This window comes from Leptospira venezuelensis (assembly GCF_002150035.1).
In the GTDB taxonomy this organism is placed as follows: Bacteria; Spirochaetota; Leptospiria; order Leptospirales; family Leptospiraceae; genus Leptospira_B; species Leptospira_B venezuelensis.
In genome coordinates this window covers 814,844-840,925 of the sequence record NZ_NETS01000011.1, presented here as the reverse complement: position 1 = coordinate 840,925, position 26,082 = coordinate 814,844, and the positions used below count along the sequence as shown (strand labels likewise).

Here is a 26,082-nt window from a genome sequence, read left to right as displayed (position 1 = left end):
AGATCCGCTTTGAGGGAAGAATTGTTTCAACTCATTCAAACCCACGCCTATCGTTTCCGAGAGGAACCGTTCACACTGGCCAGTGGTAGAAAATCCAGGCATTATTTTAATTGTAAGGAAATCACTCTCCATCCGCAAAGATTAGAATTACTTTGTAAGTATATTGTGGAAAAACACCTCCCAGAATCCGGTCTGGCTGGAGAAGAGGCGTTTGGCGGTCTTACAATGGGAGCAGATCCTATCTGTTTCGGAATATCCTTAGAATACCGCAAACAATCCAAGAACGTATTTCCGCTCATCGTGAGAAAACAAGCCAAGGAGCATGGCACCAAAAATTTGGTAGAGGGTGGGGTAAACGCGGTGAAATCCTGCGTGGTAGTGGATGACGTGATCACTACTGGAGGTTCTACCTTGCAAGCGATCAAAAGTTTGAGAGATGCAGGATTAGAAGTCACTGCCTGTATCTGTATTTTGGACAGAGAAGAAGGTGGCAGAAAAGCAATCGAAGAAGAAGGGATCAAGGTTTTCCCTTTATTTAAAAAATCTGAATTCGGAAGTTTAGACTAATGTCCGTATTTCAATACGATTCTCCTGTTTTTAAGAAAAAACTACTGATCCGCACCGGACTCGTGCTTTCAGTTTTCGTAATATTTATAGGCGTTAGTTTTGTTCAGGTGGAATTGGACAAAAGATCTGCATTTCTATCCATGTATCTGTTATTGAGCGGAGTACTTATACTTCTTCTTTTAAAAAATTATAGAAGACAGTTAAAAGTATTAGAAGGTGCAAAAGTAGAATTGGACTCTTCTTCTTTAAAACAATGGAATGCGAAAGGCCAATGTATGGAGTTCAAATTCCGTGATCTGGAAAGTATCGAAAAGGATAGATTCAGAGGTTACGAAAGGATTCTTCTCATATCCAAACAAGGAACTTATATCCCAATATTAAATTTGGAAAATATGGATCAGTTCTTAAGTGAACTGGAGAAGAAGTCCGGCAAAAAGGCGAAAATTTTTGAAGAAGATATAAAAGTTCTCAGTTGGAAAACTCTGTTAGCATTTCTGCCTTCATTAGGAGCGGCAATCGCTTTCGGGAGCGGATACTGGAAAGAAAAACAAGATGCACTCTTTATTGTATTTGTAGCGAATGCACTTTTGTTCCTGATCTATTTTCCTAAGGATAGAATGGACACAGGATATTCTGCGAGAAGACGTTATATCTTTATATTAGTAGTACTTTTGATCGTTTTATTAGCTCGATATTTCGAATGGATTAATTTTGGATAGATCCTGAATTGGTGATACCTTTCAGGATATTCATCTTTTTCTGAGCAAGTCTTCTAAGTTCAGTCATTTCTTCCGTAAAATTTTGTAAGATAGGATCCAGATGTATATGGTTTTCCATGGTTTGGATACTATCTCTAACATATTTCAGATCATCAAAGTTTACTAACTTTCCACCTAAGATAAGTTTACGCACTGTATCGAATTCATATTTTCTCAAATGAATACGGATTAAAAACTCAGCAGAAAATTTAGAAGTAAGCCTGGACCAAGGGCTTTTTGGATTAAAAGAGACTTCGTTAGACGCAACAGCATCGGCTGCTCTTTTAAAACCTAAGGGAGAACTTCCTCCTCCGCCCAAAGAAGTGATCTCATAATCCGGAATATCTCTCGCGACAGTAACTGGAGTTCCGTTTCTTTCCAATAACTCTGATAAATAATTTCTACGTCTATTATCATCGTAATCATTCGGGGCAGCAGTAAGAACCCTCTGGTATTCTTCCAGCATCACTGCGATGTTGATAAATCTTCCCAAAGGAGTATTATTATGCTCTTTTATCTTAGGAAATAATTCTCTAGTAATCTGAAAGGGAGATTTTCTTTTGTAATAAGTGGCTTCGTAGGCCTTCTCTAGTTTTTTTTCCGCAAAACCTTTTAACTCGTTCACGATCTTTAGGTCTGCGTAAATATAAGCGTCTACTCCCTGGTCTTGGTCCCTAGAATTTTTAGACTGTTCCGGAAGAACGATCTTGATGATGAAAAGATATTTTGCTTCCCGGAGCATTTCCAGGGTTTCTCTGATCTCATGAACATCCCTGGAGAAGAATGCAATCATATCTTTCAAAAAAGAATCAGAAGTAGGGATACGATTGTCTTCTTGCTGGTTGATCTTTTTGATCTCTTCCGCAAGTTCCAGTGCGATTTCAAGCTGAGTAGCCATCGAAGGAATAACTTACTTCCGGGCTAGTTAGGAATCAAGATAGTTTTCCTCATTCCGGACTAAGCTGGAAGCTCATTTTTCTCAATAAATGCAGAGGATATACCGCGGAAATCCAACCTAAGACAGGCGCAAAAAATAGAATTAGGATCGGGGTTTCGGGCAAAAATGAAAAGGTTAGTGTCCAGCCGAACGCGTTCTTATTCACCACATAAAGAATGATCGGAGACATTATTAGAGAAGAGATAATCCCGAAGAATGCTCCAAATCCTGTCAGATAAACCGATTCTGTTTTGAGGATAATGCCAAGTTGGTCCTGGGAAGCTCCCAAATATTTGAGAAGCCCGAGTATCTTACGTTTATCGTAAAGTGTATGAACAAGAGAAGAAAGTAGAGAAATCACTGAGATCAGAATTGCTGTCGCCTTAAGAGAATCCAAAACTCTAAATACTTTATTGATCTCGTAAAGATAGATTTCTCTTAGTTGTGCAGAATCAAGTAAGATCAGATCTTTATATTCTTGATCCGATTTCAGAAAATCTAAAATTTTCTTTTTAGAATATTCTATCCCGGACGGGTCAGAATATTCCTTTTTTAAGAAAAGTTTAATAGAGTTAATCGTCTTGAATTCGAAATTTTTTTCGTAGGAACGAATATCCATCATCACGGTTCCTTTTTCCGAAAAGAAATGTTCTTTAATTCCTTTGATATGAAAATTTTTCTTACCAAAAGGAGTTTGAGCTACTAAAACATCTCCAACCTTCAGTTTTTTCAAATGTGCCATATTAGAAGAAATTAAAACATCCGTTTCTTCTTTTACTTCATTTTCTATTCTTTCCTGTTTGTTTCTGTAGACTGAAAAATCATAAGCATGAATGATAAAGTTTCCTTTGTCAGTCTCGAAAGAAGTATTCACTAAAAATCCATCCAGATAAGAGCTGACCCCAAGCTCTCTGATCTTTTCCGGAAGATCCTTAGGAACTCCACCGTGTATCCCCGAATGAAAGAATCGATCGTTGATGATCGTAAAATCCGAAGGATATTCTGAATCCACCCAATCATTTAGGGATTTTTTGTAACTGTCGGTCAGAATGGTCAGACATAAAACCAAGGAGACTGCAAGCATTACAGTCGCGGCAGTCAAAGTATTCCTTCCTGGATTTTCTTTTAATTCTTCTAGGCCTATTCCGAAAAACGGAAAACTTTTATCACTTCTATCCAGGATTTTGGAAACTCGAGAACTAAATAAAGACAGTAAATAAGGAAAAGCGAATGTGATCCCAATTGTCACACCTCCTACACCCAATAAACCGGGAAGTGGAAGTTTCCAAGGAGAAGGTAGATTAGAAATCCCTAAAGAAGCGAAAAATATGATCCCTCCATAAATCGCTAGTCTGGAATTTGGGATCTTCCCTTTTTCTTTTTGAGAATCTCTGAGTATAGAAAGGGGAGGGACTTTTCCAGCTCGGATCGCAGGATAGACAGAAGAAATTACAGAACCCAGGATACCAAGCCCTGCAGCCAGGCCCAAGTCGGAGAGAGAAATAGAACTATAAGTTGATAATAAGTTTTTATCAACAAGACCTGATTCAGGACGGAAAAAATCTAAACCAGAGAAGAATATACCGAATATAATCCCTAAAACGGTTCCTATACTTCCTAACAAAACGGACTGACTTAGAAAAAGAAAAATAGAAGATCTTACATCCAGTCCTAATGTTCTTAAGATCCCGAGTTCTCTTTCTCTACTCAAATACAAACCAGTCATGGTATTAGAAACCATGAAGAATGCGATCAATAGAGAGATAAAAGAAATGATCAGAAGATTTAACTGAAAAGAACGAAGAGCATTTGCAGATTTTTCTTGGATTTCTTCTGAAGTTTCTATTTTGACATTCGATCCTAGAACCTTTTGCAAATTTTCTTTTATTTGCGAAAGATTCGGATTAGAAGATTTTAAAAGAAGATAATCTGCTCCTTTTATATCTAAGAGTTTTTCTTGGATTAATGAAATGTCTTCAATGATCAGAAAACCGCCTTCCATATCCACCGGCGTATAATCCTTAAACTCCCAGTTTTTTCCATTCAGAAGAAGAGTAAATGGTGCCCCTTTGAATTTTTCAGCCAAGGATTTAGATACATACGTTTTTTCTAATGGACCAGAGGATTCAGAGCCTGTGCCTTCTTTTAAAGGAATTCCCAAATGTTCTTTGGTCAAATCCATTCCCATATATAGAACTCTTAGATTGTCCGAGGAAATTCCCTCTTGTTGTATCCTAGGTCTAACTGCGGAAATATTCCTTAGGTCCGGATGAGAATTTATTTCTGACAGGATTTTCCAATCTAGGCTTTGTCCCGGTCGGGCCGGAGAAATTTTTAGATTAAAATCTCCCTTTAAGTATCCCATAGAGAAATCGACTAGAGATTTTTCTGCTTTGTTTGCGTTGCTAGTAGTGGATAGGAACAAGCCTACACCCAAGGAAATTCCTAAAAGTGCAAATATGAATCTGGGAAGATGAGACTTAAAATATTCGTATAAGAATAAGAAGTATAAATTCATACAAGACCAAGAGCAGGATTTTGTTCCGGTAAAATGAGTCCGTCTTGCATCTTGAGTCGGATTTTTCCTTTTTCTCCGATCTCTCTATCATGAGTGACTATGAATAGGGAAAACTTTTCCTTCTCTTGTAACTCCAATAGAAGATCCAAAATTTTATGAGCGTGATATGTATCTAAATTTCCAGTAGGTTCGTCTGCCAAAACGATACTTGGTCGTTTTGCGAGTGCTCTTGCAATTGCGACTCTCTGTTGTTCACCACCGGAAAGTTCATCGGGTTTATGTTTGAATCTATGAGTAAGATCAACCTTCTCCAAAGCTTCTTTTGCGATTTCCCTTGCCTTAGATTTTCCTAAACCTGAGATATAAAGAGGTAAGGCTACATTTTCCAAAGCACTTAAATAAGGAAGAAGATGAAAGAATTGGAAGATGATCCCAGTTTCGTTCCTGCGATATTCTGTAAGCTCTTGTTCCGTAAAATTGCTTAGGTTTTTACCGCCGATCCAAACTTCTCCAGAATCTGCTTGGTCGATTCCGGATAGGATATTTAAAAATGTGGATTTACCCGAACCGGATGGGCCCATCAAAGTTAGAAAAGTATCTGCTACATCTAAATTGATCCCTTTCAGGACTGGAACATTTTGTTTTCCGTTTATATAGGACTTGGTTAGATTTTTGATTAGGATCTTGTTTGTCGGATTCGACATGATCCTATTTTGTTTTCTCTAGGAGATCATGCAAGGAAAAGAAGGGTGGTTTTCACACAGAGGCGCGAAGACGCGGAGCTGGAGAGATAGGTTGTTAGATTATATAATGGTTTTATAGATTTAAAATAAGTTTGAAGACAAACGGAAACTTCGCACTGAGTTCGTAAAGAACACAAAGTTTTTTCACGCAGAGGCACGGAGATAAAGGGAATTGTAGGAATTCCAACACCGCTACAAAAACCTTCCTGACTTTCTCTCTGCGGCTCAGCGTCTCTGCGTGGGAATCTTTGCAGCTCTGTGTTCTCAGTGCCCTCTGTGCGAAACTCCGTGTCTCTTACCTAGTAATCCTAGCGAATTCAATTCCTTGGTAATAATGGCGAATGATCTCTGCGTAGGTAAAATTTTGTTTTGCCATACCGAAACTGCCCCATTGACTTAAGCCTACACCGTGACCCGATCCCATACCTTTGATCAGGAATCCTTCACTTTCTCTTTTGATACCGAAACGAAGAGATTTCACTGAGGTTCCAAGTAAACTGCGGAATTCTTTTCCTTTAATTTTAGAAGTGCCTTGTTTACCAATCACTTCTATAAGATCCACTCTACCGGAGGGAGTTCTGGAAAGAACTTGGACGGATTGGATAGAACCTACACCCAAGGAAGAGAGTGTCTGGTCCATTTTATCCTGGTTTAAAACTTCTTTCCAAACGAAATTATCACCTGCTTCATCGAATCTGGAGGCAACAGATTCTAGATAAGGAAGTCTTTTTCCTCCCCAAACTTGGTCTGGAGTTTCAGTTCTTCCGCCGCTATTGGAATGGAAGAACATATGGATAGGATCATCTTCATAAACTGCAAGAACACCTTCTGTATCACGAACAGCTTGAGTAGTCCTCGGATTTTCTTTTGCCATACCTGAATAAGCTTGTGAATTCACAGTGGATTCCACATCATAAGCAGTGTCTTTTTTATTTAAGATTTCTCTGATTGCATAAGTTCTGGAGCAGATTGCTTGCGCTTTTAAAGCCTCAGTAGGCCAACCTGCAGGAACTTCTGAAGGAACAACAGAATACAAATATTCTTCTAATGGAACTTTGTTGATAAGTAGAACGTTGCCACTCTTATCAGGTTGGAGTAAAATTTCTCCTCTGAACTTTCTTCCTTTGTATTCCAAACCAGGATTGTCTGCTACGAAACGGATAGGCGCTTTTAATTTCTTCGCATCTAAAGAAACGGTATCATAAGCGCGTTTGATCAAAAGATCGTTCACATCATATACAAAAATAACTCCGTCTGCTTTGATCATCAGATCAGATTCAGCCTTTCCTAAAAAAACTCTGATCTTTTCAGAAGTTTTGAGCGCGTTCGGTGAATTCCAAGGACGGATGATGACGGTATTACAGCCCCAAGCCGCCAAAATTAAGAATGATAGAATGATAGTAGAAAGTCGTTTCATGGGCACCTGTCGGTTTCGTATACCTTTGGTACTTATTATCGAATGAAAATCGGATTCCCTTCAGCGATTTTTAGGGGAGAAGATGGATACTGCTTCCAAATGAGGAGTCTGAGGAAACGGATCGCATAGTAGGAACTCCTCCATTTGGTAGGATTCTTCTAAAATACGAGCGTCTCTAAGCAGATTTTCAGGATTACAGGAAATATAGATCAGTTGGGAAACAGGGTTTGCGTTTAAGAAGGCGCATAGTTCGGGGGAAAGACCACTTCTGGGTGGATCTGCAATTACGACTGAATCCCTCCAAGGAAGATTTGCAGAAGACATTTTCTCCAAGCCCTTTTTGTGGAAGAGATCAAACGACAGAAATTCTATCTTTTTGCCCGGGAAAATTTCCTGTAGGAACTCCTCACCTGCGGATACGGAAGAAGATATGATATCAATTCCTAATATTCTAGAAAATTTTTCCCCGAATAAAATAGAGAAAAATCCGCTCCCACAGAAAAGGTCTGCAAGATTTTCAGCTGATTTTATCTTCGATTTGATAAATTCTAAAATTTTAATGAACTCTTTTGGATTTGGTTGGAAGAATCCATCAAAAGGAATTTTGAATTTTTTCCCCCAGATTTCTTCTATCAGATAAACATTTCCTCTGATTGCAATAGCTTCTCCCGAAGCAGAAATTTCTCCCTTTTTACGATTAAAACAGAATACTATGTTTTTAGCGCTTAAGATCTCTTTTGCTTTTTCTGCCACTTGCTCCATTAGACCTTCATTCTTGAAGTCCTCTGTGAATGTAAGAATACTCATGGAGTCATCGTTAAAAACGGATTTACGAAGAGTGAAATATTTAAGAAAGCCTGTTTCCTTTTTTCTATCGTATTCCAATTCGGGAAAACATTCCAAAAGTTTTTGGAATAAAGGCATTTCGCAATTTGCCCAATCCGTTTGGATAGAACAGTTTTCTATTTTCACGATCCTTCTAAAATTTCCAGACATCCTTAGGCCAACGGTCCGCCCAGGAAATACTGCAAAGTCCATTCGGTTTCGGTAAGTGTAAGAAGATTCAGCAGGAGATATGTTTTTGTTTATAGGATTAAAATTTTCTAATCCTTTTAAGATCGGTTCGGATTTTAATATGAATTGGTCAGTGTAGGGCAGGTGTTGGCCTGAACATCCACCACATTCTCCAAAATTTGGGCATTTAGGAGAAGATACTCTTGTTTCTAGGTGAGTAGGATTCCATTTATAGAAGACTTTTCTTTTTCCGAATTTGTATACTTCATAAACATCTCCCGGAAGAGAATAAGGGATTTCTATTTTTCTTTTTCCTAATGTACCTTCTCCTCTTAAATTGGGTAGAAGGTTTTCAATTTCTAAAACTCCGAAAGGTTCCTGATCAAACATGGATTAAGGACGAATGTCTATATTCTCCAGGCCTTGGTTTGTAAATATCTCTTCGTATTTACTGATATAAGGAGCTTCCTTTTCGATCCTTTCTTCTATCGCCATAGAAGCCACTCCATTTTCTCCAAACTCTTGTAGAAAATCTCTTCTGGCCATTCTGTGGATTAGTTCGTCCCAAAATAATTCATTATCGTAATCAGAGATGATATCAAATATATCCGTTTGGTCTTCGAATTTACGTGTAGGGAAGTAGACATTATCCGCTGCATCATAATCTACGAATTCCTGCTTCCCAAAATCTTTTGCAAAGGAAAGTATGTATTGCTCGAGTTCTGCGTAGGAATTTAATTCCTCGTCACCTTCATTAAATGCATTGATCATCCAACTGGAGATCGCAGTGGATTTTAGTAAGGTTTCGTACTGCTCGGGTGTGAACTCAATTTTCATGAAAAATCCTCGAATTAAGGTCAATTTTAACTGGAGAGCCCAAGGAGCTACCAGATTTTTTCAGGGCTCTATCTACTTTAGAACCTTCTTATTTTATATTTGTCTAGTTTTAGGGTTCGGATCTTGTGCAAGCGTCCTTAGATTTGACCAGCTTAAAAAAGTAAAAGAAGGCAAGGCACTCTTGTATGTGCTTAGACCGCAAAGAGAGGCTCAGTCCTTATTCTCTTTCCGTATAGAATTGTACAAATATCCAGGATCTTTCAAAGACGGGAATCGTACTTTATTCCAAAACTTTGGATTGGAATCTGGAGAATATAAAATCCTGGAGCTTAGTCCCGGATTTTATGCACTAAAATGTAGAGACTTCGAAAAGGTAATTTTTGCAAGTGAGGGTAAGATCCAATTCTTATCCATAGAACTTTTTAATACCGGGAACTTCTCCTTACCTGAATTATTCATCCAAGAGTCCAAACAGGAAGATGCACTTAGATCTTTATTAGAGGGTAAAAGAATGTATTGGACTTCTTCCGAAAATTAACTAGCTCCATGTGAAATCAGCTCATCCAGAAATTTAAGAAAATTTTTGGCACCTTTAGATCTTCCCATTTCCATCCAATCCAAATGTTTTCCACCTTTAATTTCCCAGAAAATTTTAGGATCTTTTGCTTTTTGGAAAAGTTCCATTCCGTTAGGATAAGAAACGATCTGATCTTCCGTTCCGTGAACTATTAATAATCTGACCGGAGAGATTTGATCTACAACCTCGCCAGGGCTTAAATGGTTTGAGAAGAAGAAGCCGACTAACTGTCCGATCGGAAAGAAAAACACTCTCTCTGCCACAGTCTTGGCCACATGAGAATAATACGCGAAAGTTCCATCTCCAACAACTAGGAGTAATCCTTCTTTGTTCTGCATTTCTCCTACCGCTCTTATCGCAAGTGCTCCTCCCATACTTTGTCCGTAAACAATCCAAGGGATCCCAAGTTCTTTTGCCCTATTCTGTTGGAATTTCAGGACTTCTTTAGAATCTTCTAATATAGGTTCCTTCTCAGCTTCTCCTTCCGAATCGCCATAGCCTCTATAGTCCCATATCACCAATTCATAACCTTTTTCTACCAGCCAAGCAAGGCTGATATAGTGACTGGACATATTATCCCCATTTCCATGGAACTGAAGGATACTGGCTTTAGCTTTACCTTTAGAAGGTTTGAAGATCCAAACTTTGATATTTATTCCATCTTTCATTTGAAGAGAAATTTTCTCAGGCTGGAATCCCATTTTTTCAGGAGCGATGTACATTTCTCTCGTAGGATAAAATAACATGGAAGAGCAGTTGCCCAAAGATAGGAAAAGAAGAATGGTATATAAGATATATTTAAAATTGATATACATAGGAGAAGCTAGCTTCATTATAATTCCTTTGGGCTTTCGCCTCTATTCTCAATTCATGGTTTGCATGGATCGCATAACGTAAGCCTAATTGTGCCTTGTAATCATCAGGGACTCCGTAAATGGAAAAAGTATAATAATGTAAAGATAATACCGCTTTAAAAGAATCAAAATTTGCGATCCAATAAGCAGCAATTTGTGGAGCTACAACTGCGTTCGTATCATATTTACCGTTATATCTAATTTTTGCCCCAGCCTGAGTAGAGAATAAGAAACGTTTTGGTCCTTCTGAAAACTGATCCTGAAAACTATAACCGAATGTAGTTTCTAAATTTGCATTTGTGACTCTTTCATATTTTTCGGATTTAGAAACGTCATCCAATCTATACAGTGTATAAGACAGGTCTTCCGGGCGGAGTAATGCCTGCCATTCCAAATTTCTTTTATCTTCTTTGTTTCCTTTCTTTTCATACACAGAGGAATCAGCTCCAGAATCTACAAAATAAGAAACGGAACGACCCAATGAATTATATGGAGTTAGTGAAAGCATTCGAATTATATGGAATTCTTCCAGATGTAATTTTTTAGTATCCTGATAATATCTAGCCTTGAGAGAAAAATAATCCACAGAGGAATTTGGAATATAGCCCTGGTCGGTATTTAAAAGATCATGAACTGCAGCTCTATAACCGAATCCTACAAAATTTCCTAAGTTAGAAGTTCCGACTTCGTTATACAATGCAGAACTTCCGTGACCTACGTGGGGACTTTGGGTAATCGGAGAATATCCGGAGTCTTCATAGTCATTTGGAAGTTTACTCCTAAATAATAGTAATTGTTTATAGGTTTGATCCCATTCTTTAGGAGAATCTCCTTCTGCTTTTTTATAACGAAAAGAATCCAGAATAGTATCAGAAAGAAGAGAAGTTCTGATCTTAGGGTCAGGTTCTTTGTTGGTTAAAAGAGAAGTATTTCCATTCTTCATTATACTTTCGTAAAGGTCCCTTTCATCATCGTTCATCTTTCTTAATTTTTGTATAATTTTGCTATGTAAAGAAGGTCTATACTTGATATCTTTTACGAGACCTTCTTGTTCAATATATTTTTTGACGGTGTCTCCAGGGATTACGAAGGGCGCCTTGTCTCTTAAATGAAGACTTGGTCTTGCAACTTCTATTAGAGAAAACAGATGATAGGAACAATTCTCGTCTAAAAAATAATAATCAAAGGAAGCGGCGCCCAGTTCCCAGAGATGTCTTGTCATTCGTCTGACTTCTTCCTCTTTTAAATCCAGTTCGTATTCCCAAAGATCTCTACTTTCCATATCGTTATATTCTGCAATCTTAACATAGTAAGGAAATAAAGAGAAGGTACCGGGATACCCGCCGAATAAGCCTAAAATTGAATACACGATCGCATTCGTAGATGCCGGATCTGCGTTTGCAGCGTAATTGACGGAGTATTCTAAAATTTCTTTTCGATTCGGATCTCCTGAATCTATTTTTAAAAGAGTATGACCAAAGATAGAAGCTGGAGCATTCATATAATAAGAAGCAAATATGATCTTTGCGCCCTTTGGATTTAAGGTCGCAAACCATTTTTCGAATCTACTACAATCTACGTTTGCAAAGTCTGAATCCGGAATAGAAAGTTTTTCTTGGATCCATCTTTTTCTTTCTGGGAATTTACATACTGGGTGCATCCAGTTTTCTTCCCCCGGCGGAGCTGTAGCAGGAGTCATAAATGTTTGGATAGAGGAGAGAAGCTCTTGCCCGGGATTTTTTTGCCCTTCTCCTGATAGAAAGAAGGAAGGTGAATCCGCCTCGCTCACCCAGTTCCCAAATGTAGTTTTAGTATAATGTAATAGAAGGATCCAATATCTATCTTCCCATAACTTTTTGGATTCGGCTAATTTTTGATATTCCTGGATCTTTTCTGTGCTCGTCGCATATGCGGAACTAAACGTGGAGAAGATAGAAAATAAGAAGAATATTATGAAAAGAGAATGGGACTTGTATGGCACTTAAAGTTTTAGATGGAACGAAATATTCCCTTCTCCTTTCGGAGAAGGGAATTAAACCTTACTGAAAAGGGTTGATTAGATTTTGCAACTTCCGACTAGAGCGGAGTTGTTTGCTACTTCGAATCTCATTTTTTCCAAAAAGGAATCAGGAGTGTTTTGGTCGAAAAGTGCTGAGAATTTTTCTTTCCCGATTTTTCCGAAAGTTCCCGCATCGGAACAACCCATCAAAGAAGCGAAAGCTTCCATTTTTTCGCCTGAACCTTTTGCAAATTCTTGCTCAAGTGATTGGTAATTCATATGAACAAAGATCTGTTGTTCGACTTGCTTTTGAGAAAATCCGCTAGTCTCACAACCCAAAGTTCCTGTCGAAATCCCGAAAGTTTGGTTTCCAAGAGTTCCGTTAACGGTAGCCGCAATCACTTGGTGAACTTTTTTGTTCTCGGTGATTACGAGAGAACCTAATCCACAACCTGCAGCGCCATGTTTAGCGGAAGCTACGTAAAGTGGAGAAGCTACTAAAGCGAGAAATAGAGATACTGCTAATATTCTTTTCATGAGTTATCTCCTTAAATTTTGCAGCTCTTAGAGAGCACTGCGTCTTTTCTAATTCCGTCTTTTACTGCGAGTAGTAAAGAAGAAGGAGTTGTTTCTTGCGTATACAATACGTCAAAATTTGACTTAGTGTATTCTCCGAATTGTGCGATTCCATTTGTGGAGCAGCCGAGAAGTCCTGAAAGTGCTTCTAATTTTTCTCCTTTTCCTTGAGCCATTTCAGCTTCCAAAGAATTGAAGTTAAGAGAAACAAATACTTCCTGTACTTTTTCTTTTTGGACTAATCCATCAGTAGCACATCCTAAAGTTCCAGTAGTGATACCGAAAGTTTGGCTACCTGAAGTGCCGTTTGTAGTGGCAGCTAAAACTTGTTGGCCACCTTTGTTTTCTTTAAAAATTAGAGATCCGAATCCGCAACCTGCTACACCGTAGTCTGCGGCGGAGACTGAAATTCCTGAGGACAAGCAGAGTAAACCGACTAATCCTAGCGATAGAAGTTCTTTTTTCATAAATGAACCTCTCCTTCCTTTTTTAATCGGAAAATATAAAATTCCCGGAAATAGGATATGTCAACTAGAATTAAAGAAAACGAAAGATTCACCTTCGCGATAACGGAAAAGTTCTCTCTTTGGAAAGAATTTTTTGCTTAGAGGTTTGTTTACTCACAAAATCGCAGATAATCTGAAAATTTTTTCCAAACTTCTGTCCGTATTTGCAGAGAGTTCGGATAAAACTTTTTTGTATGATATTTATCTCCTATTTGGAATATTACCTCTGTAGTTTTTTTGCTATTTTTCTTTTTTTAAATCTTGACTCGAATCTTCTCAAAAAGATGATCCTCTCTTGAGTTTTTACCTTTGGAAATTTTATTAAGAAGGTATGACGTTCTCTTCTATGGTTTTATACCCTTTGCCGAAAAACTTTCGGATCAATACATCACGCAAAACTAAGCGAAAATAAACAAAAAAGTAATATAGTATAACGGAGATAAATCAATGAGAAAAATTATGCTAGTCGCTGTGGCATTAGTATTGGCTTCTGTAGCCAGCAATTGTGCTGTCGTTTACGGATCTTTATACACTAACGTAACCGAAAATGCGACCATCTTCAACAGAGACAATTCTCAAAAAGACGGAATCGGTGAAAAATCCGGAGAAGCTTGTGCATCTTCTGTTTTAGGCCTAATCGCTACCGGTGACGCAGGTATTAAAGCTGCTGCTAAAAAAGGCGGGATCAAAATAGTTAAATCTATCGATTCCAATAGATCCAACGTTCTTGGATCCATTTACGTTTCTGAATGTACGATAGCTTACGGAGATTAATCATCTCTTAGTTCGTTTGTAACGAACAAATCTATCGAATTGTTTTCGGGCGATCGATCCGATCGTCCAACGGAAATGGTTTTTAAGGGTCGCGTAAATTTTAATTTTATGCGGCCTTTTTTCTATTTCCTAAAATTTCTCCCCATCGTATTTCCTTCTTAGATGAAGTCACAAAATATGCTTCGCTTTCCTTTTAAAATATTCTTATTATTTTCTATTTTTGTTTTTTCTAACTTTTGCAGCGGAAGAGCAGACGGAGATCTGAAAATTTCAGATGCAGATCCTGAAATGAAAAAAGTTTCCTGCGATACTCCAGCTTACCGTGTTAAAAATCTTTGTGAGGACGAAAAGGCTTACTTGGATTGGGCCTCCAAAGCTTATCCTGAGCTCGACTCATTGGACAAATTGACCGAGACAAATCTTTTGAAAGTTTCAGAAGAGACTGAGGATATAGATAAGGGTGCCGCGATTTTTTACCATCGGGTTATCAATGATCCAAAGAATAAAAAGTTTCTGGAATATTTGGATAAGAAGGAGAAGGAATTTTCGAAGAAACGTCCTGACTTCTCTTCTAAAAAGATCGTACTTGCGATGGTGCCGGGAATGTTTTATGCAGATAATCCAAGCGTAGGAGCAGACGGCGCATCGATTCGCAAGATGGTTGCTTCTGTCGGGATACGTTCCGATCTGATCCCTATAGGCCAGGTTTCAGATGTACGTGAAAATGCAAAGATCATCTGTGAATACTTAGAAGTTTCTAATCCGGAAGAAACGGTGATAGTCGCATCCCCTAGCAAGGGCTCCTCTGATTTCAGAATGGCGATCGAAAGATGTGGGAATGAGCCTTATTTTAAAAAAGTCAAAGGCTGGTATAGTATAGGTGGGATCTTACAGGGTTCCAGAATGATCGAAGGAATATTGAACGATTTTTGGACAAAACTGGAAGTCAGAAGTTATTTTTTCTTCAAGGGTTACGACTGGGATGGATTCTTATCGATCCGAAAAGGGGAGGATGCCCCTCTGGATAGGGATTGGAAACTACCTCCAGGGATCAAAATGATCAATTTGGTAGGAGTTCCACTTTTCCGTCATGTCACAGAAAGAGCTCGTCCGTATTATAATTTCTTAATGAATTTCGGTCCGAACGACGGGATTATTTTATTATCTGATTCTGTTCATCCTGGAAGTTTAGTATATCCTTCCTTCCGGAATGATCATTATTTTACGAGACCTATGCCTTCCGAAAGAATACTTGCTATGATAGAGTATCTTTTAGACCCGAATGCTCCTGCACCTTGAACTATAATTTAGAAGAATGCAGATCTGATTCGAATTGATCGATTACTGCTTGATAGGCTTCTGCTTCTGTGGGATACATATAATTTAACCAAAGAACGGGCAGAGTCAGTATCCAAACGAATGTCTTTCTACTGATCTGATATTCGAATGTTCTCCAGACTGAATCGTCCTTAAATACAGTAAATGTAATATTGGCCCCATCCTGACCGATATAGGCTGGAATAATAGTGAATGTAGCGTAAGACAAATATAAGAAGATCATTGAGGGGAGAGACGGATCCTTTTGTAAGGACTTCATATCTATATAATATCCTTTTTTAGGTGGATAATTTTCAATCTCTACCCAACCTTTATCGCTCAATGCTTTTCTTACGTCCGGCTCGCTTCTGCTTATTCCCGGAAATCTGCTGATCAAAAATTGGATCTTGTTCTTCCTGTCTATGGGAGGTTTTCCGGGATTTACTTCTCTCCAGCCTCTACCTAGTAATTCTTTTCTTCTTTCCTCTGGATCCCATTCCTTAGGGTCCCTCACGCTGAAATAGATAGCAGGTTTCTCCGGAGTAGAAGTTTTGCCCTTTGTAGGAAAATCTGTGTAACTAATGATACAATTCGATAAGAGCAAAAATAAAAAAGGAATATAGCGCATAGTTTGTATGTAAGTTGTGTGTCTTTCAGGGATCTTCACGAAGATTATTGAAATAATTCAATCTTGGGAGGCAAGGACTTTATACGCGAGGTTTACTCCATTTCGGCGAGAGAATAACCTGTTTCCAAATAGAATTGAAAAGTTTTGTCTATACTATACGGCCCAGAATATCTAGATAGATCCTTCTCTAATTCTGAGGCTTTTAGATTTTTATACATATCTTTCCACTCTTTGGAAATGATAAGAGCTGATTCTTCTTGTTCCGTTTCTGCGACTGATCTAAGCGCAAATACTAATACTTCCCAACTATACGAAGAATGTTTGAGTAGTACGTTCCATTCCTCTACGCTTGGATTTTTTTTGGTGCGGATAATCTCTTCTAAAAGTTCAGTTCCTAATATTCCGGAGTCCGATCCGATTTGTATATAATATCTTCTTAAAGGAAGAAGATAGTCCTTATCCGGAAAAAGACTTTTTCTGAGAGAAAGTAGGAGTGCCCTTCTTGCTAATGCCGCTGATTCTATGAATCTTCTTTGATCTAAATATTCCATACTTAAGATGTGATGGAAGATTGGCTCATCTCTGAAGATATTTGCTCTTTGAAGTAATCCTTCTTCATATAAATTGGAATCTTTGGATTTATAAGATAAGATACAAAGTCTATGTAGGTTTTTATTTCTGGGGAAGTAGGGGAGAAATCTTTTACATCTTGCGATGGAGTCTTCTATTTTTCCAACTTTTTGAAATCCTGAGATCTCATCTAATAGAGCTTGTTCTTCTGCTAAATACGGATTGGAAGATTCTAATTCTTTTAAGGTCGCTTTATAATATTCGATATCTCCGATACGAGAAGACCAAAGTAATGCCTTGTATCTGAGATTTCTATTTTCTGGATCTCTGGATAATAGTACCCGAGCAGTGTTCAGAGCTTTATCTGGGAATCTAAGTGAATCGTATAGATCCGTCATTTCTTCCAATAATTTGGTTTGGTTAGGATTTAATCGAAGGCTTGTTTCGTAAGATTTGAGGGCTTCTAATTCTTCTCCCTTTCCTTTTTGGGATTTTCCTAAAATCCAATAATAACGGAAGTCTCTGGGCTCTCCAGTTTCGTCAGCAATCTGTAATTTTTCTAGTGCTTGTTGGTATCTTCCTCGCAAAGCCTCTTCTGCCGCCTGTTGGATCAGCTCTTCCCAAGAAAAGGTTGAACTCAAGGCCAGGACCGATTTTATAGTGCAAATAACTAAAAAGAACCAAATGGAAAGTGTACGTCTCATCAGTGGCAGCCCTCTACGGTCTTCTCCTTAGCTTTGGCAAACACAGTTCCCATCTTTTTAATCCATCGGAAATTTTAAAAAAAAACAAGAGGTTTCCCTGAATGAATTCGGTAACCATTATTCTGGCTTTTGCCGTCCTGGCTATTTTGACCGCCGTAGTTTACGCATTGAAGGTCACCAGGATCCAAATCGGAACTGAGGGCGGAAAAGACCAAGAATCCAAGAAATTAATCGAAATTTCTTCCGCAATCTCCGAAGGAGCTATGGCGTTTCTCATAAGAGAATACAAGACCATTTCTCTTTTTATCGCCTTTATGGCAGTTCTGATCTTCTTCCTTTTGGACAATCCGGAAACTCCGGATTTTAACGACGGGTTGTTTACTGCGATCGCTTTCGTGTCAGGAGCGCTTATCTCCTGTCTTTCCGGTTTTATCGGAATGAAGATCGCGACCATCGGAAACGTTCGTACGGCTCAAGCAGCTAAAACTTCCATGACCAAGGCTTTCAGAGTCGCTTTTGATTCTGGCGCGGTAATGGGATTTGGTCTGGTTGGTCTTGCAGTTTCCGGTATGATCGGGCTTTTCCAACTTTATACTCATTTATTCCAAAACGTAGGAACTCTTTTCCTTATGGAAGCTCTGGCTGGTTTCGGTCTGGGTGGTTCTGCTGTGGCTCTTTTCGGAAGAGTCGGTGGTGGAATTTACACTAAGGCTGCTGACGTTGGTGCGGACCTTGTAGGAAAAGTAGAGAAGGGAATCCCAGAGGATGATCCTAGAAACCCTGCAACTATCGCAGATAACGTGGGAGATAACGTAGGGGACGTTGCCGGTATGGGTGCTGACCTTTTCGGTTCCTGTGCTGAAGCTACTTGTGCTGCTCTTGTGATCGGTGCAACGGCGACTGCTCTTTCTGGAAATACTGACGCTCTTTTATATCCACTTTTGATCTCTGCTTTCGGGATCCCTGCTTCTCTTTTAACTTCCTTCATCGCTTCTGTGAAAGAAGGAGGAAATGTGGAGAAGGTCCTAAAAATCCAACTTTGGGTTTCTACTCTGATCGTTGGTGCGATTATGTATTTTGTAACTGATAAATACATGGTGGATTCTTTCGAGATCGCTGGTAAAACCATTGGTAAATGGAATGTATACATTTCATTGATTGTAGGTCTGTTCTCCGGAATGTTCATTGGTCTCATCACTGAGTATTATACTTCTCATTCTTACAAGCCTGTAAGAGAAGTTGTGGACGCTTCTAAAACTGGAGCTGCTACAAACATCATTTATGGACTTGCATTAGGTTACCAAAGTTCTGTGGTTCCTGTGATCCTTCTCGTTATCACAATCGTTACTGCGAATATTTTAGCGGGAATGTACGGGATTGCAATTGCTGCTCTCGGAATGATTTCCACTATCGCAATCGGTCTGACGATCGACGCTTACGGTCCGGTTTCGGATAACGCGGGTGGTATCGCTGAGATGGCGGAACTTGGAAAAGAAGTTCGTAATCGTACAGATACTTTAGATGCAGCTGGTAATACTACTGCTGCTATCGGAAAAGGATTTGCGATCGGTTCTGCTGCGCTTACTTCCTTGGCATTGTTTGCTGCATTCATCACCAGAACTAAAACTACTGGTCTGGATATCTTAGATGCGGAAGTTTTCGGCGGATTACTTTTTGGAGCAATGCTTCCATTCGTTTTCACTGCAATGACTATGAAATCTGTAGGTAAAGCTGCAGTAGACATGGTAGAAGAAGTTAGAAAACAATTCCGTGAAATCCCTGGAATCATGGAAGGAAAAGCTAAGCCTGATTACAAAAGATGTGTGGATATTTCCACCACTGCGGCTTTAAGAGAAATGATCCTTCCTGGACTTTTAGTTCTTTTAACTCCGATCGTAGTAGGTTACTTATTCGGAATTAAATCTTTGTCCGGTGTTTTAGCTGGAGCATTGGTAGCGGGTGTGGTTCTTGCAATTTCTTCCGCGAACTCCGGTGGTGGCTGGGACAACGCTAAAAAATATATCGAAAAAGCTGCTGGCGGAAAAGGTTCAGACCAACACAAGGCTGCAGTTGTGGGAGATACCGTAGGAGATCCTTTAAAAGATACTTCTGGTCCTTCTATCAATATTTTGATCAAATTAATGGCGATTACAAGCTTAGTATTTGCTGAATTCTTCGTGCAACACGGCGGATTACTTCTTCGCTTGTTCCAATAAGAATTTTCTAAAATTCTAATATGCAAAAAGGGATCCGAAAGGGTCCCTTTTTCGTTTTAGGTTTATATGGAGCTAGATAAGAATAACTGAGTGAATAAAGTTTAGAAGTTTCAGTTGTAGGAGTTCCTACATGAATTTTAAGCGAATGATTTATTTGACAAAGTTGTGATTTTGTGATAGGGAGAACGTGCTCCCACGAGCCACTCCCCCCAATCCCAACGCAGGGTGGGGGCGGTCTTTGTTTTGTGTAGGAGTTCCTACACAGATTTTCTGAATCTCACGTAGAACGGATCGAATCCCATCTTCTTCCAGAACTGTACTGCTCCCTCATTCTCGGAAATTGCCCTTAATTCAACTGCTAAGATTCCTTTTTCTTTTGCGTAACGGAAGGTTTCGTCAACGAGAGGTTTCATATAGCCGGATTTTCTTTTTCCTTGCTTAGTGACTGCCAAATCTATAAATAAATTTTTCTCTTCGATTAGATATGGTTTTTCTTCCACTCTTGCGATTAGAAGTGAAACAAGTTCTTCTTCTATGAAGCCGCCTATAAATAATACTTTGTCTGTGGCTCTGAGTTTTAAGTAGATGTCCACCATTTTAGCAGCAGCTCTCGGACGGATCTTGAAAATTCCATCTAAGGGAAGTTTATTGACCATTCTAAAAAATTGATTTACCAATTCAATGGCAGCCTCCCTATTTTGGGGGAGGACGGGTCTTATCTCCAAAAGTTTCTGGGACATTAAAATAAAACTTTGCAAATGACTGGCGTTTGTGGAGTATTTTTTATCGTGAAAGGAGAAGTTTCTCTTCTTTTTAGGAATAAATAAAAAAAGAAACGATTCCGGTTGTTATTAATACGAAGGTAAAATGATCTTTCGAGCACTTATAATTCTATCCTTCTTCTCATTTATAAATTGTGAAAACGGTAAATCGGAACTGCCGCCTGCGGTTTTGGGGTATATCGCTTTGGATTATCTTATCTTAACTGATCCAGATCGTTCTTCCGTTTATTTTTCTACAGTAAGGTCGGTGGATCTGGAGGTCGCTTATGAAGCAGATGCGGAACCTTTTACAGGGAATTATGCGATTGGTGGCTCTAATATTTGGAGCGTGACTGATAGCAATTTACAAGATGTTTTTGCAGACAGAGGTTATTCTGTCACAGTTACCGTGCCAAGTGATCTTTCTGAGATGAACGAGGTCCCAAACCATAACAGATCTAGTTGGAGTGTGAACCAACTTTTGGGTCTCGTGCCTAAATATAGAAAAAGATCTTCCGATTTTCAATCTACTAGCTTCTTTATCATGTATATAAGAGGGCAGATGGCAGATGCACCTGGAGTGATTGCAGTTACAGTTTCTGGAATTCTAGGAATTGGACCTCCAGTGATCTTTGTATTCAAAGATATGATAGATCAATTTGATTCTATCTCACCGGATAAAGCGAAGAAGGCTGAGCAAATAACTGTGACACATGAACTTGGGCATGCACTTGGACTTGTGAATGCAGGGATCCCATTATATTCTTCTCACCAAGATAAAGAACATGGAAATCATTGTACTAATCAATCTTGTGGAATGTTCTGGGCCTTAGACGACACCAAGGTCGAAACTTTCAGCCCAGCAAGTCCTTTAATCTTTGGACAAGAATGTAGAGACGATATTCGTAACTACAATCCCTGATTAAAGTATTTTATTCGCAAAGTAAGACTTCAACGAATCGATCGCGATCCTTTCTTGGGACATACTATCTCTCTCTCTTACGGTAACCGATTTGTCTGTTAAAGAATCATAATCTACAGTAATACAATAAGGAGTTCCTATCTCGTCTTGCCTGCGGTATCTTTTTCCGATAGCGCCACCTTCATCATATTCTAAATTCCCTAAAGAAGATAGATTTGCATAAATCGATTTTGCAAGTTCAGGAAGTCCGTCTTTTTTCATAAGAGGAAAAATCCCGATCTTAACAGGAGCTACTTGAGGAGCAAAACGAAGAACTGTTCTTGTTTCTCCATCTGGAAGTTTTTCTTCCGCGTAAGCGTCTGAAACGACAGCTAAGAATAATCTGTTTAAGCCAAGTGCAGGTTCAACTACATACGGAACGTACTTTTTATTTGCAGCCTGGTCTTGGTATTTCAGATCTTCTCCGGAGAATTTTTCATGTTGAGAAAGATCGTAATCTGTTCTGGAAGCAATACCCCAAAGTTCTCCCCATCCGAATCCATATTTATATTCGATATCCGAAGTAGCTTCGCTATAAAAGGAAAGTTCTTCTTTCTCATGTTCTCTGATTTTCAGGTTTTCTTTTCTTAAACCTACATGATCTGTTAGGAACTTAAGGCAATAATCTACCCAATGAGTGAACCATTCTTTCTGGGTTCCTGGTTCGCAGAAGAATTCCATCTCCATCTGTTCGAATTCTCTGGTGCGGAAAACGAACTGTCTTGCCATAATCTCGTTACGGAAGGATTTACCGATCTGAGCTATACCAAATGGGATCTTGTTTCTGGTCGTAGAGATAACGTTCTTAAAATTGATAAAAATACCTTGGGCAGTTTCAGGACGGAGATAAATATCCTGGGAATCTTCTGCAGAAGCTCCATGAGAAGTTTTGAACATTAGGTTGAAGTCTCTTGCTTCTGTGAATGTTCCTTTATTGCCGCAATTCGGACAGGCAAAGTTTCCTGCCTTAATGACCTCGTTCATTTTCTCCAGGGTCAATCCTGTGGCCGCTCCTTCTCCTTTTTGGTCTTCCAAAAATTTGTCGGCTCTGATGCGAGTCTTACAATTTTTACAATCTATAAGTGGATCATTAAAATTAGAAACATGTCCGGATGCTTCCCATACTTTTGGGTTAAGAAGGATAGAAGAATCTAATCCGACAACATCTTCTCTCAAGTGGACAAAATGTTTCCACCAGAGTCTTTTTAAGTTATGAAGAAGTTCGGCTCCGTAAGGGCCATAATCGAAAGTATTGGAAAGTCCTCCGTAAATTTCGGAACCGGGATAAACAAATCCTCTTCTTTTGCAAACGGATACAATATCCTTGAGAGAGGAATCTAGGGTTTCTTTTTTCTCCATAGGTCCAAGGATTCCCGAATAGGATTCGTGATAAAGTATTAAATTCGTAGGAATTCCTTCAATTCTTGTTTGCTTCCGGAACAAGCTAGGGTCCAATGGACAAGGATATTCGGAATGAAAAAGGAAATTTCGCAGAAGGAAAAATTAGTCTTTTGGGGGATCAATTTTCTCTCTTGGACCTCTCCCATTTCTATGATAGGGTTCGGGATCTTTTTTCCTCTGGGAGTAATCTTCCTATTTCCGAGAGAAGATAGGGTCCGTAGACCAGCATTCCATTCCGTTTTTCTGCAAGTGGTCCTTGGACTATTTTTGTTCTCTCTAGAACTTATATTTTTAATTTTCCCAAAAGCAGAAGAAGTCTTTTCAGCATTCGTTCTACTCAATTCTGAAGATCCGAGTGCATTCGGTTTCCTTGTTTTAACTCTGATGTTCTTCTTAGGCCTCGCGTTATTTTTTCTGCAGGCTAAAAATATTCGGGAACAATTAAAACCAGAAGATTCAAAACCCCTTATCTTAAATCCAGTCCTGGTCTTTCTGACAGTATTCTGTTTAATTCTGTTTACTCATTATTTAACTTATTCTGATACCTTTCGGGCAAAAATGGCGACCTATGCGGTCTTCTCCGAAAGTATTTGGATTTTCTTTTTTTCTGGGATCGGACTTGCAGAACTTCTTTCTGGCAAAAGGCCATTCTTCTTATTTCGTAAGCCTTGGGCTTGGTTCGTAAGACAGACGAAAGATTCTTTTGCAGATGAAGAAGGAGATCTGCCTTCTTCTGCCAGAAAGCGTAGGAATGCAAAAGTAAGAGATGGGATCTTAGCGGGTTGGGGCCATATCTATACAGGACGTTTATGGAAAGGATTTCCGATCCTGTTCGTATATCTGCTTGGGTTATTATTATTTGCGACATTCTTCTTTTCTTGGTGGGAGCCTGCTTTGGGTATCCGCTTTTTGGCAAGTTTGGGCTTAAAACCGGGGCTTTCTGACAAAAAGTTTTTCGAAGTGGCGTCTTCCTTTTGGGTCTGGTCCGCGATCTTAACTATATTAATTTTAATTAATGTATTTTCCGGATGGTTATTGCGCAGGTCTTTCCATTCTAAAACTCCACTTTTGGGTTTGAGTCCAGGTTTTGAGAATAATCTAGGATTGAGTGTTCTTGTTCATTTGATAGTGCTTTGTTTGATCTTGCTTATGCCTACCACTATTGCTTTCCAAAAAGAAAGCCAATCTCGTCCTTCGGATCATTTTACTCCTGAGAACCATGCGGAATTTTATTTTATAGATCCAAATCTTCCGGATGAAGTAAAAGGACTGAATGGTGGAGTAATCACTGGAACGGAAACTCCGAATACTATTCAAGGTGAAAAAATCCCTGAAGAAAAATCTTCTGATGAGGGAAGAGTAAAGGGAGAGGTTAAGAGGATTAAGGGTAAAAAACTTCCTCCTACATATTCCAATTATATCTCCGCAAAAATGAGAACCTTTGAGTCTTTTATGGATTATTGGAGAAGTGCTCCTCGAAATTATTCCTGCGTTGTTGCTTATACGATCACTCCGGATGGAGAAGTTGTGGATGTGGAACTTGTGCAAAATTCTTCATACCCGGAACAAGATCAAAGAACATTGGAACTGATTGAGAATCTATCTCCTATGATGCCTCCTCCTGGAACCAAAGGTTATATCAGAGTCACTGAACTTTTCTGGAATGGGCCGTTAGATGCTAAGGCAATGCCAACACCTTTACAACAGGAATTGGTGAACATGTTTGATGGCCGTTATATGGAGGAATTATGAGTATAGAAGTAATTCTTCTGGCGGTAGGAAGTATTTTTCCTTGGGGTTTTTATCTCATCTATACCCAGCCTAACACAGGTAGAGAAAAACGTTTCTTTTTTATAATATTCTTCGCTTTGGTACTCGGTTGGATCTCCACAGAGTTAGTACTGCGAGCAAGTGCCTTGATTTGGCCTGAAACTGAAATCAATGCGAAAGCAGCAAAATCAATTCTATCTCAAACAGCATTTCTCGCATTTGTAAAAGCAGGGATGATGGAAGAATTATGTAAATCCATTCTAATCGTTTTATTGTCCCTTACATTAGCATATGATTGGAAGAAAAAGGAATTTCTTCCCGAAACATTTTTGGTGGGTGGATTTGTTGCATTGGGTTTTGCCGGGATCGAAAATTATCATTATATTTTTACCGCTAAAGAAGATGATAGGATACATACATTCATTTTAAGAACATTAAAATCTTCGAATGCACATTTGTTGATCAATCTTTGTTTTGCACTTTGTCTGATCAAAAGTAATAGAAGACAATTCCCAGAAAAATATTGGTATATTCTTGCTGGGTTTTTACTTGCTGTAGCCCAACATGGACTATTCGACTTTTTTGTGATCCCAGTGGGAAGATTTGGGCATTGGGCAGCGACCGCACTCTTCGTGGGGATCTGGGTTTGGATCGTGAAAGACAGAAGAGTGTATATGAAAGAAGAAAAAATATATAAAATACAGAAAGAGATACCTCCCAGGGAAGAAATTTCCCAATCGGTTCCAGAGATAATCCGTTGAAATACAAAGAAATTAGAGTTTCCATTCCGAAAGATTTTGCGGAAGAATTTTCTGTGTACCTGGAAGAATGGCAGGTAGCAGGATATTACGAAATCTTATTCGATAGAGAAGAACCCAGAAAACCTGGAGAAGAAATCATCTCTGACAATACTCCTATTAGAGTGTACCTTGCCGAAGATGATATTCAATCTGAAGCTAAAATTTGGATCTATTTACAGACAGTTGCTCCAGAAGATTCTTTTGCAGAATCCAGATGGATCGAAACAAAAGAATACGAAGAAGCTTATAAAGAATTTTATAAACCATTTTCAGTCGGAGTGTTCTGGGTGGTGCCTACCTGGGAAAAAGAAGATTGGGAGAAAAATAAAAAGTCTGAACAAAAAGATTCAGTTCCAGTATATATCAACCCTGGACTTGCTTTTGGGACAGGGCACCATGAAACCACTCGGTTGGTTCTTTCCAGGTTAGGTTCCATAGATCTGAAAGGAAAGAAAGTCGCAGATATTGGCGCAGGTTCGGGGATCTTATCAGTGGCAGCGGCAAAATTAGGTACGTCTAAAATAATAGCTGTCGATATAGATCCGAATGCTGTACGTTCTTCTACATTTAATAGAGACGAAAACGGAATCTCTTCTGATATTCTAGTTGTGGAAGAAGGTGGTTTTGATCACCCGCAAGTTTCTTCCGAAACATTTGATCTATGTGTGGCAAATATCACATTCGCCGTCTTAAAGGCGAATATGGAAAAGATTGCAGGTCTTCATACGGATCATTTTCTATTTAGTGGAGTGATTACCGAAAGAAAAGATGAATTTCTGGAACTTCTATCTTCTCAAGTGGGAGGCAAATCTGTTTATGAGACTTCCTGGAACGGATGGGAACTAATAGAATGGAGCCGCAAGTAGTATAACGTTTT

The 26,082-nt window shown here is 39.0% G+C and carries 24 protein-coding genes; 10 read left to right on the top strand and 14 right to left on the bottom strand.

Going from position 1 to position 26,082, the window contains the following annotated elements; translation table 11 throughout:
• The first annotated feature begins 9 nt into the window (after positions 1-9).
• Positions 10-567 carry an orotate phosphoribosyltransferase gene (gene pyrE, locus B1C82_RS20045; protein ID WP_086449293.1) on the top strand — a complete coding sequence of 186 codons (558 nt, stop codon included), beginning with the start codon at positions 10-12 and terminating at the stop codon, positions 565-567.
• On the top strand, positions 567-1,286 hold the full coding sequence (locus B1C82_RS20040) for a hypothetical protein (RefSeq protein ID WP_086449292.1): 720 nt from the start codon (positions 567-569) through the stop codon (positions 1,284-1,286). Before pyrE ends, B1C82_RS20040 begins: the two co-directional genes overlap by 1 nt.
• On the opposite strand, the gene B1C82_RS20035 is transcribed toward B1C82_RS20040, so the two are convergent.
• From B1C82_RS20035 to B1C82_RS20010, 6 genes are all read right to left on the bottom strand, one after another.
• Positions 1,273-2,223, bottom strand: a complete 951-nt coding sequence (locus tag B1C82_RS20035) for a hypothetical protein (protein WP_086449291.1) — start codon at positions 2,221-2,223, stop codon at positions 1,273-1,275. The genes B1C82_RS20040 and B1C82_RS20035 overlap by 14 nt on opposite strands.
• Positions 2,224-2,272: 49 nt before the next feature.
• Complete coding sequence (locus B1C82_RS20030; protein ID WP_086449290.1) at positions 2,273-4,780, bottom strand: ABC transporter permease; 2,508 nt, start codon at positions 4,778-4,780, stop codon at positions 2,273-2,275.
• The gene (locus B1C82_RS20025) at positions 4,777-5,484 is read right to left on the bottom strand and encodes an ABC transporter ATP-binding protein (protein ID WP_086449289.1); all 708 of its coding nucleotides are present in this window, start codon (positions 5,482-5,484) and stop codon (positions 4,777-4,779) included. The genes B1C82_RS20030 and B1C82_RS20025 overlap by 4 nt, the downstream gene beginning before the upstream one ends.
• A gap of 334 nt (positions 5,485-5,818) precedes the next feature.
• Positions 5,819-6,940 carry a SpoIID/LytB domain-containing protein gene (locus tag B1C82_RS20020; RefSeq protein ID WP_086449288.1) on the bottom strand — a complete coding sequence of 374 codons (1,122 nt, stop codon included), beginning with the start codon at positions 6,938-6,940 and terminating at the stop codon, positions 5,819-5,821.
• Positions 6,941-7,000: 60 nt separating this feature from the next.
• Positions 7,001-8,344 (bottom strand): class I SAM-dependent RNA methyltransferase, encoded by a 1,344-nt coding sequence (locus B1C82_RS20015; protein ID WP_086449287.1) that lies wholly within the window; start codon positions 8,342-8,344, stop codon positions 7,001-7,003.
• Between the two features lie 3 nt (positions 8,345-8,347).
• A complete protein-coding gene (locus tag B1C82_RS20010; RefSeq protein ID WP_086449286.1) occupies positions 8,348-8,791 on the bottom strand; it encodes a hypothetical protein in 444 nt (147 codons plus the stop codon).
• Here B1C82_RS20010 and B1C82_RS20005 point away from each other — a divergent pair.
• Complete coding sequence (locus B1C82_RS20005; RefSeq protein WP_086449285.1) at positions 8,790-9,329, top strand: hypothetical protein; 540 nt, start codon at positions 8,790-8,792, stop codon at positions 9,327-9,329. The genes B1C82_RS20010 and B1C82_RS20005 overlap by 2 nt on opposite strands.
• On the opposite strand, the gene B1C82_RS20000 is transcribed toward B1C82_RS20005, so the two are convergent.
• The 4 genes from B1C82_RS20000 to B1C82_RS19985 form a co-directional block, all read right to left on the bottom strand.
• Positions 9,326-10,201 (bottom strand): alpha/beta hydrolase, encoded by an 876-nt coding sequence (locus B1C82_RS20000; protein WP_086449284.1) that lies wholly within the window; start codon positions 10,199-10,201, stop codon positions 9,326-9,328. The two genes, B1C82_RS20005 and B1C82_RS20000, sit on opposite strands and share 4 nt — an antisense overlap.
• Positions 10,167-12,203, bottom strand: coding sequence for an Lnb N-terminal periplasmic domain-containing protein (locus B1C82_RS19995; RefSeq protein WP_086449283.1), 2,037 nt, complete (start codon positions 12,201-12,203; stop codon positions 10,167-10,169). Before B1C82_RS19995 ends, B1C82_RS20000 begins: the two co-directional genes overlap by 35 nt.
• Before the next feature lie 75 nt (positions 12,204-12,278).
• Positions 12,279-12,758, bottom strand: coding sequence for a DUF3015 family protein (locus tag B1C82_RS19990; protein ID WP_086449282.1), 480 nt, complete (start codon positions 12,756-12,758; stop codon positions 12,279-12,281).
• An 11-nt stretch (positions 12,759-12,769) separates the two neighbouring features.
• The gene (locus tag B1C82_RS19985) at positions 12,770-13,264 is read right to left on the bottom strand and encodes a DUF3015 family protein (protein ID WP_086449281.1); all 495 of its coding nucleotides are present in this window, start codon (positions 13,262-13,264) and stop codon (positions 12,770-12,772) included.
• 486 nt (positions 13,265-13,750) lie between these two features.
• Here B1C82_RS19985 and B1C82_RS19980 point away from each other — a divergent pair, with 486 nt between their 5' ends.
• Together B1C82_RS19980 and B1C82_RS19975 are read left to right on the top strand one after the other, a co-directional pair.
• Positions 13,751-14,077, top strand: coding sequence for a TRL domain-containing protein (locus tag B1C82_RS19980; protein WP_086449280.1), 327 nt, complete (start codon positions 13,751-13,753; stop codon positions 14,075-14,077).
• Between the two features lie 177 nt (positions 14,078-14,254).
• A complete protein-coding gene (locus B1C82_RS19975) occupies positions 14,255-15,376 on the top strand; it encodes a hypothetical protein (RefSeq protein WP_086449279.1) in 1,122 nt (373 codons plus the stop codon).
• Between the two features lies 1 nt (position 15,377).
• Here the strand turns inward: B1C82_RS19975 and B1C82_RS19970 are convergent, their stop codons facing one another.
• A complete protein-coding gene (locus B1C82_RS19970) occupies positions 15,378-16,022 on the bottom strand; it encodes a hypothetical protein (RefSeq protein WP_086449278.1) in 645 nt (214 codons plus the stop codon).
• 92 nt (positions 16,023-16,114) lie between these two features.
• Positions 16,115-17,296: a hypothetical protein gene (locus tag B1C82_RS19965; protein WP_086449277.1), complete on the bottom strand. Its 1,182-nt coding sequence runs from the start codon at positions 17,294-17,296 to the stop codon at positions 16,115-16,117.
• A 101-nt stretch (positions 17,297-17,397) separates the two neighbouring features.
• On the opposite strand from B1C82_RS19965, the gene B1C82_RS19960 reads away from it, so the two are divergent.
• Entirely contained in the window at positions 17,398-19,512 is a 2,115-nt protein-coding gene (locus B1C82_RS19960) for a sodium-translocating pyrophosphatase (protein ID WP_086449276.1), read from the top strand.
• 257 nt (positions 19,513-19,769) lie between these two features.
• On the opposite strand, the gene B1C82_RS19955 is transcribed toward B1C82_RS19960, so the two are convergent.
• Entirely contained in the window at positions 19,770-20,252 is a 483-nt protein-coding gene (locus B1C82_RS19955) for a GNAT family N-acetyltransferase (protein ID WP_167373779.1), read from the bottom strand.
• A gap of 127 nt (positions 20,253-20,379) precedes the next feature.
• On the opposite strand from B1C82_RS19955, the gene B1C82_RS19950 reads away from it, so the two are divergent.
• Positions 20,380-21,195 carry a hypothetical protein gene (locus B1C82_RS19950; protein WP_086449274.1) on the top strand — a complete coding sequence of 272 codons (816 nt, stop codon included), beginning with the start codon at positions 20,380-20,382 and terminating at the stop codon, positions 21,193-21,195.
• Here the strand turns inward: B1C82_RS19950 and B1C82_RS19945 are convergent, their stop codons facing one another.
• The gene (locus B1C82_RS19945; RefSeq protein ID WP_086449377.1) at positions 21,196-22,593 is read right to left on the bottom strand and encodes a glycine--tRNA ligase; all 1,398 of its coding nucleotides are present in this window, start codon (positions 22,591-22,593) and stop codon (positions 21,196-21,198) included.
• 114 nt (positions 22,594-22,707) lie between these two features.
• Between B1C82_RS19945 and B1C82_RS19940 the strand changes: the two genes are divergently transcribed.
• The 3 genes from B1C82_RS19940 to B1C82_RS19930 are packed head-to-tail and all read left to right on the top strand — an operon-like array spanning position 22,708 to position 26,071.
• Complete coding sequence (locus tag B1C82_RS19940) at positions 22,708-24,387, top strand: TonB C-terminal domain-containing protein (RefSeq protein WP_086449273.1); 1,680 nt, start codon at positions 22,708-22,710, stop codon at positions 24,385-24,387.
• Complete coding sequence (locus tag B1C82_RS19935) at positions 24,384-25,166, top strand: PrsW family glutamic-type intramembrane protease (protein ID WP_086449272.1); 783 nt, start codon at positions 24,384-24,386, stop codon at positions 25,164-25,166. Before B1C82_RS19940 ends, B1C82_RS19935 begins: the two co-directional genes overlap by 4 nt.
• A complete protein-coding gene (locus B1C82_RS19930; protein WP_086449271.1) occupies positions 25,163-26,071 on the top strand; it encodes a 50S ribosomal protein L11 methyltransferase in 909 nt (302 codons plus the stop codon). The genes B1C82_RS19935 and B1C82_RS19930 overlap by 4 nt, the downstream gene beginning before the upstream one ends.
• The last annotated feature ends 11 nt before the right edge of the window (positions 26,072-26,082 follow it).

Bases quoted from the DNA above. Each gene is read 5' to 3' on its own strand.
- B1C82_RS20040 (WP_086449292.1), top strand. From the start codon at position 567: ATGTCCGTATTTCAATACGATTCTCCTGTTTTTAAGAAAAAACTACTG.
- B1C82_RS20035 (WP_086449291.1), bottom strand. From the start codon at position 2,223: ATGGCTACTCAGCTTGAAATCGCACTGGAACTTGCGGAAGAGATCAAA.
- B1C82_RS20030 (WP_086449290.1), bottom strand. From the start codon at position 4,780: ATGAATTTATACTTCTTATTCTTATACGAATATTTTAAGTCTCATCTT.
- B1C82_RS20025 (WP_086449289.1), bottom strand. From the start codon at position 5,484: ATGTCGAATCCGACAAACAAGATCCTAATCAAAAATCTAACCAAGTCC.
- B1C82_RS20020 (WP_086449288.1), bottom strand. From the start codon at position 6,940: ATGAAACGACTTTCTACTATCATTCTATCATTCTTAATTTTGGCGGCT.
- B1C82_RS20015 (WP_086449287.1), bottom strand. From the start codon at position 8,344: ATGTTTGATCAGGAACCTTTCGGAGTTTTAGAAATTGAAAACCTTCTA.
- B1C82_RS20005 (WP_086449285.1), top strand. From the start codon at position 8,790: ATGAAAAATCCTCGAATTAAGGTCAATTTTAACTGGAGAGCCCAAGGA.
- B1C82_RS20010 (WP_086449286.1), bottom strand. From the start codon at position 8,791: ATGAAAATTGAGTTCACACCCGAGCAGTACGAAACCTTACTAAAATCC.
- B1C82_RS20000 (WP_086449284.1), bottom strand. From the start codon at position 10,201: ATGAAGCTAGCTTCTCCTATGTATATCAATTTTAAATATATCTTATAT.
- B1C82_RS19990 (WP_086449282.1), bottom strand. From the start codon at position 12,758: ATGAAAAGAATATTAGCAGTATCTCTATTTCTCGCTTTAGTAGCTTCT.
- B1C82_RS19985 (WP_086449281.1), bottom strand. From the start codon at position 13,264: ATGAAAAAAGAACTTCTATCGCTAGGATTAGTCGGTTTACTCTGCTTG.
- B1C82_RS19980 (WP_086449280.1), top strand. From the start codon at position 13,751: ATGAGAAAAATTATGCTAGTCGCTGTGGCATTAGTATTGGCTTCTGTA.
- B1C82_RS19975 (WP_086449279.1), top strand. From the start codon at position 14,255: ATGCTTCGCTTTCCTTTTAAAATATTCTTATTATTTTCTATTTTTGTT.
- B1C82_RS19970 (WP_086449278.1), bottom strand. From the start codon at position 16,022: ATGCGCTATATTCCTTTTTTATTTTTGCTCTTATCGAATTGTATCATT.
- B1C82_RS19965 (WP_086449277.1), bottom strand. From the start codon at position 17,296: ATGAGACGTACACTTTCCATTTGGTTCTTTTTAGTTATTTGCACTATA.
- B1C82_RS19960 (WP_086449276.1), top strand. From the start codon at position 17,398: ATGAATTCGGTAACCATTATTCTGGCTTTTGCCGTCCTGGCTATTTTG.
- B1C82_RS19955 (WP_167373779.1), bottom strand. From the start codon at position 20,252: ATGTCCCAGAAACTTTTGGAGATAAGACCCGTCCTCCCCCAAAATAGG.
- B1C82_RS19950 (WP_086449274.1), top strand. From the start codon at position 20,380: ATGATCTTTCGAGCACTTATAATTCTATCCTTCTTCTCATTTATAAAT.
- B1C82_RS19945 (WP_086449377.1), bottom strand. From the start codon at position 22,593: ATGGAGAAAAAAGAAACCCTAGATTCCTCTCTCAAGGATATTGTATCC.
- B1C82_RS19940 (WP_086449273.1), top strand. From the start codon at position 22,708: ATGAAAAAGGAAATTTCGCAGAAGGAAAAATTAGTCTTTTGGGGGATC.
- B1C82_RS19935 (WP_086449272.1), top strand. From the start codon at position 24,384: ATGAGTATAGAAGTAATTCTTCTGGCGGTAGGAAGTATTTTTCCTTGG.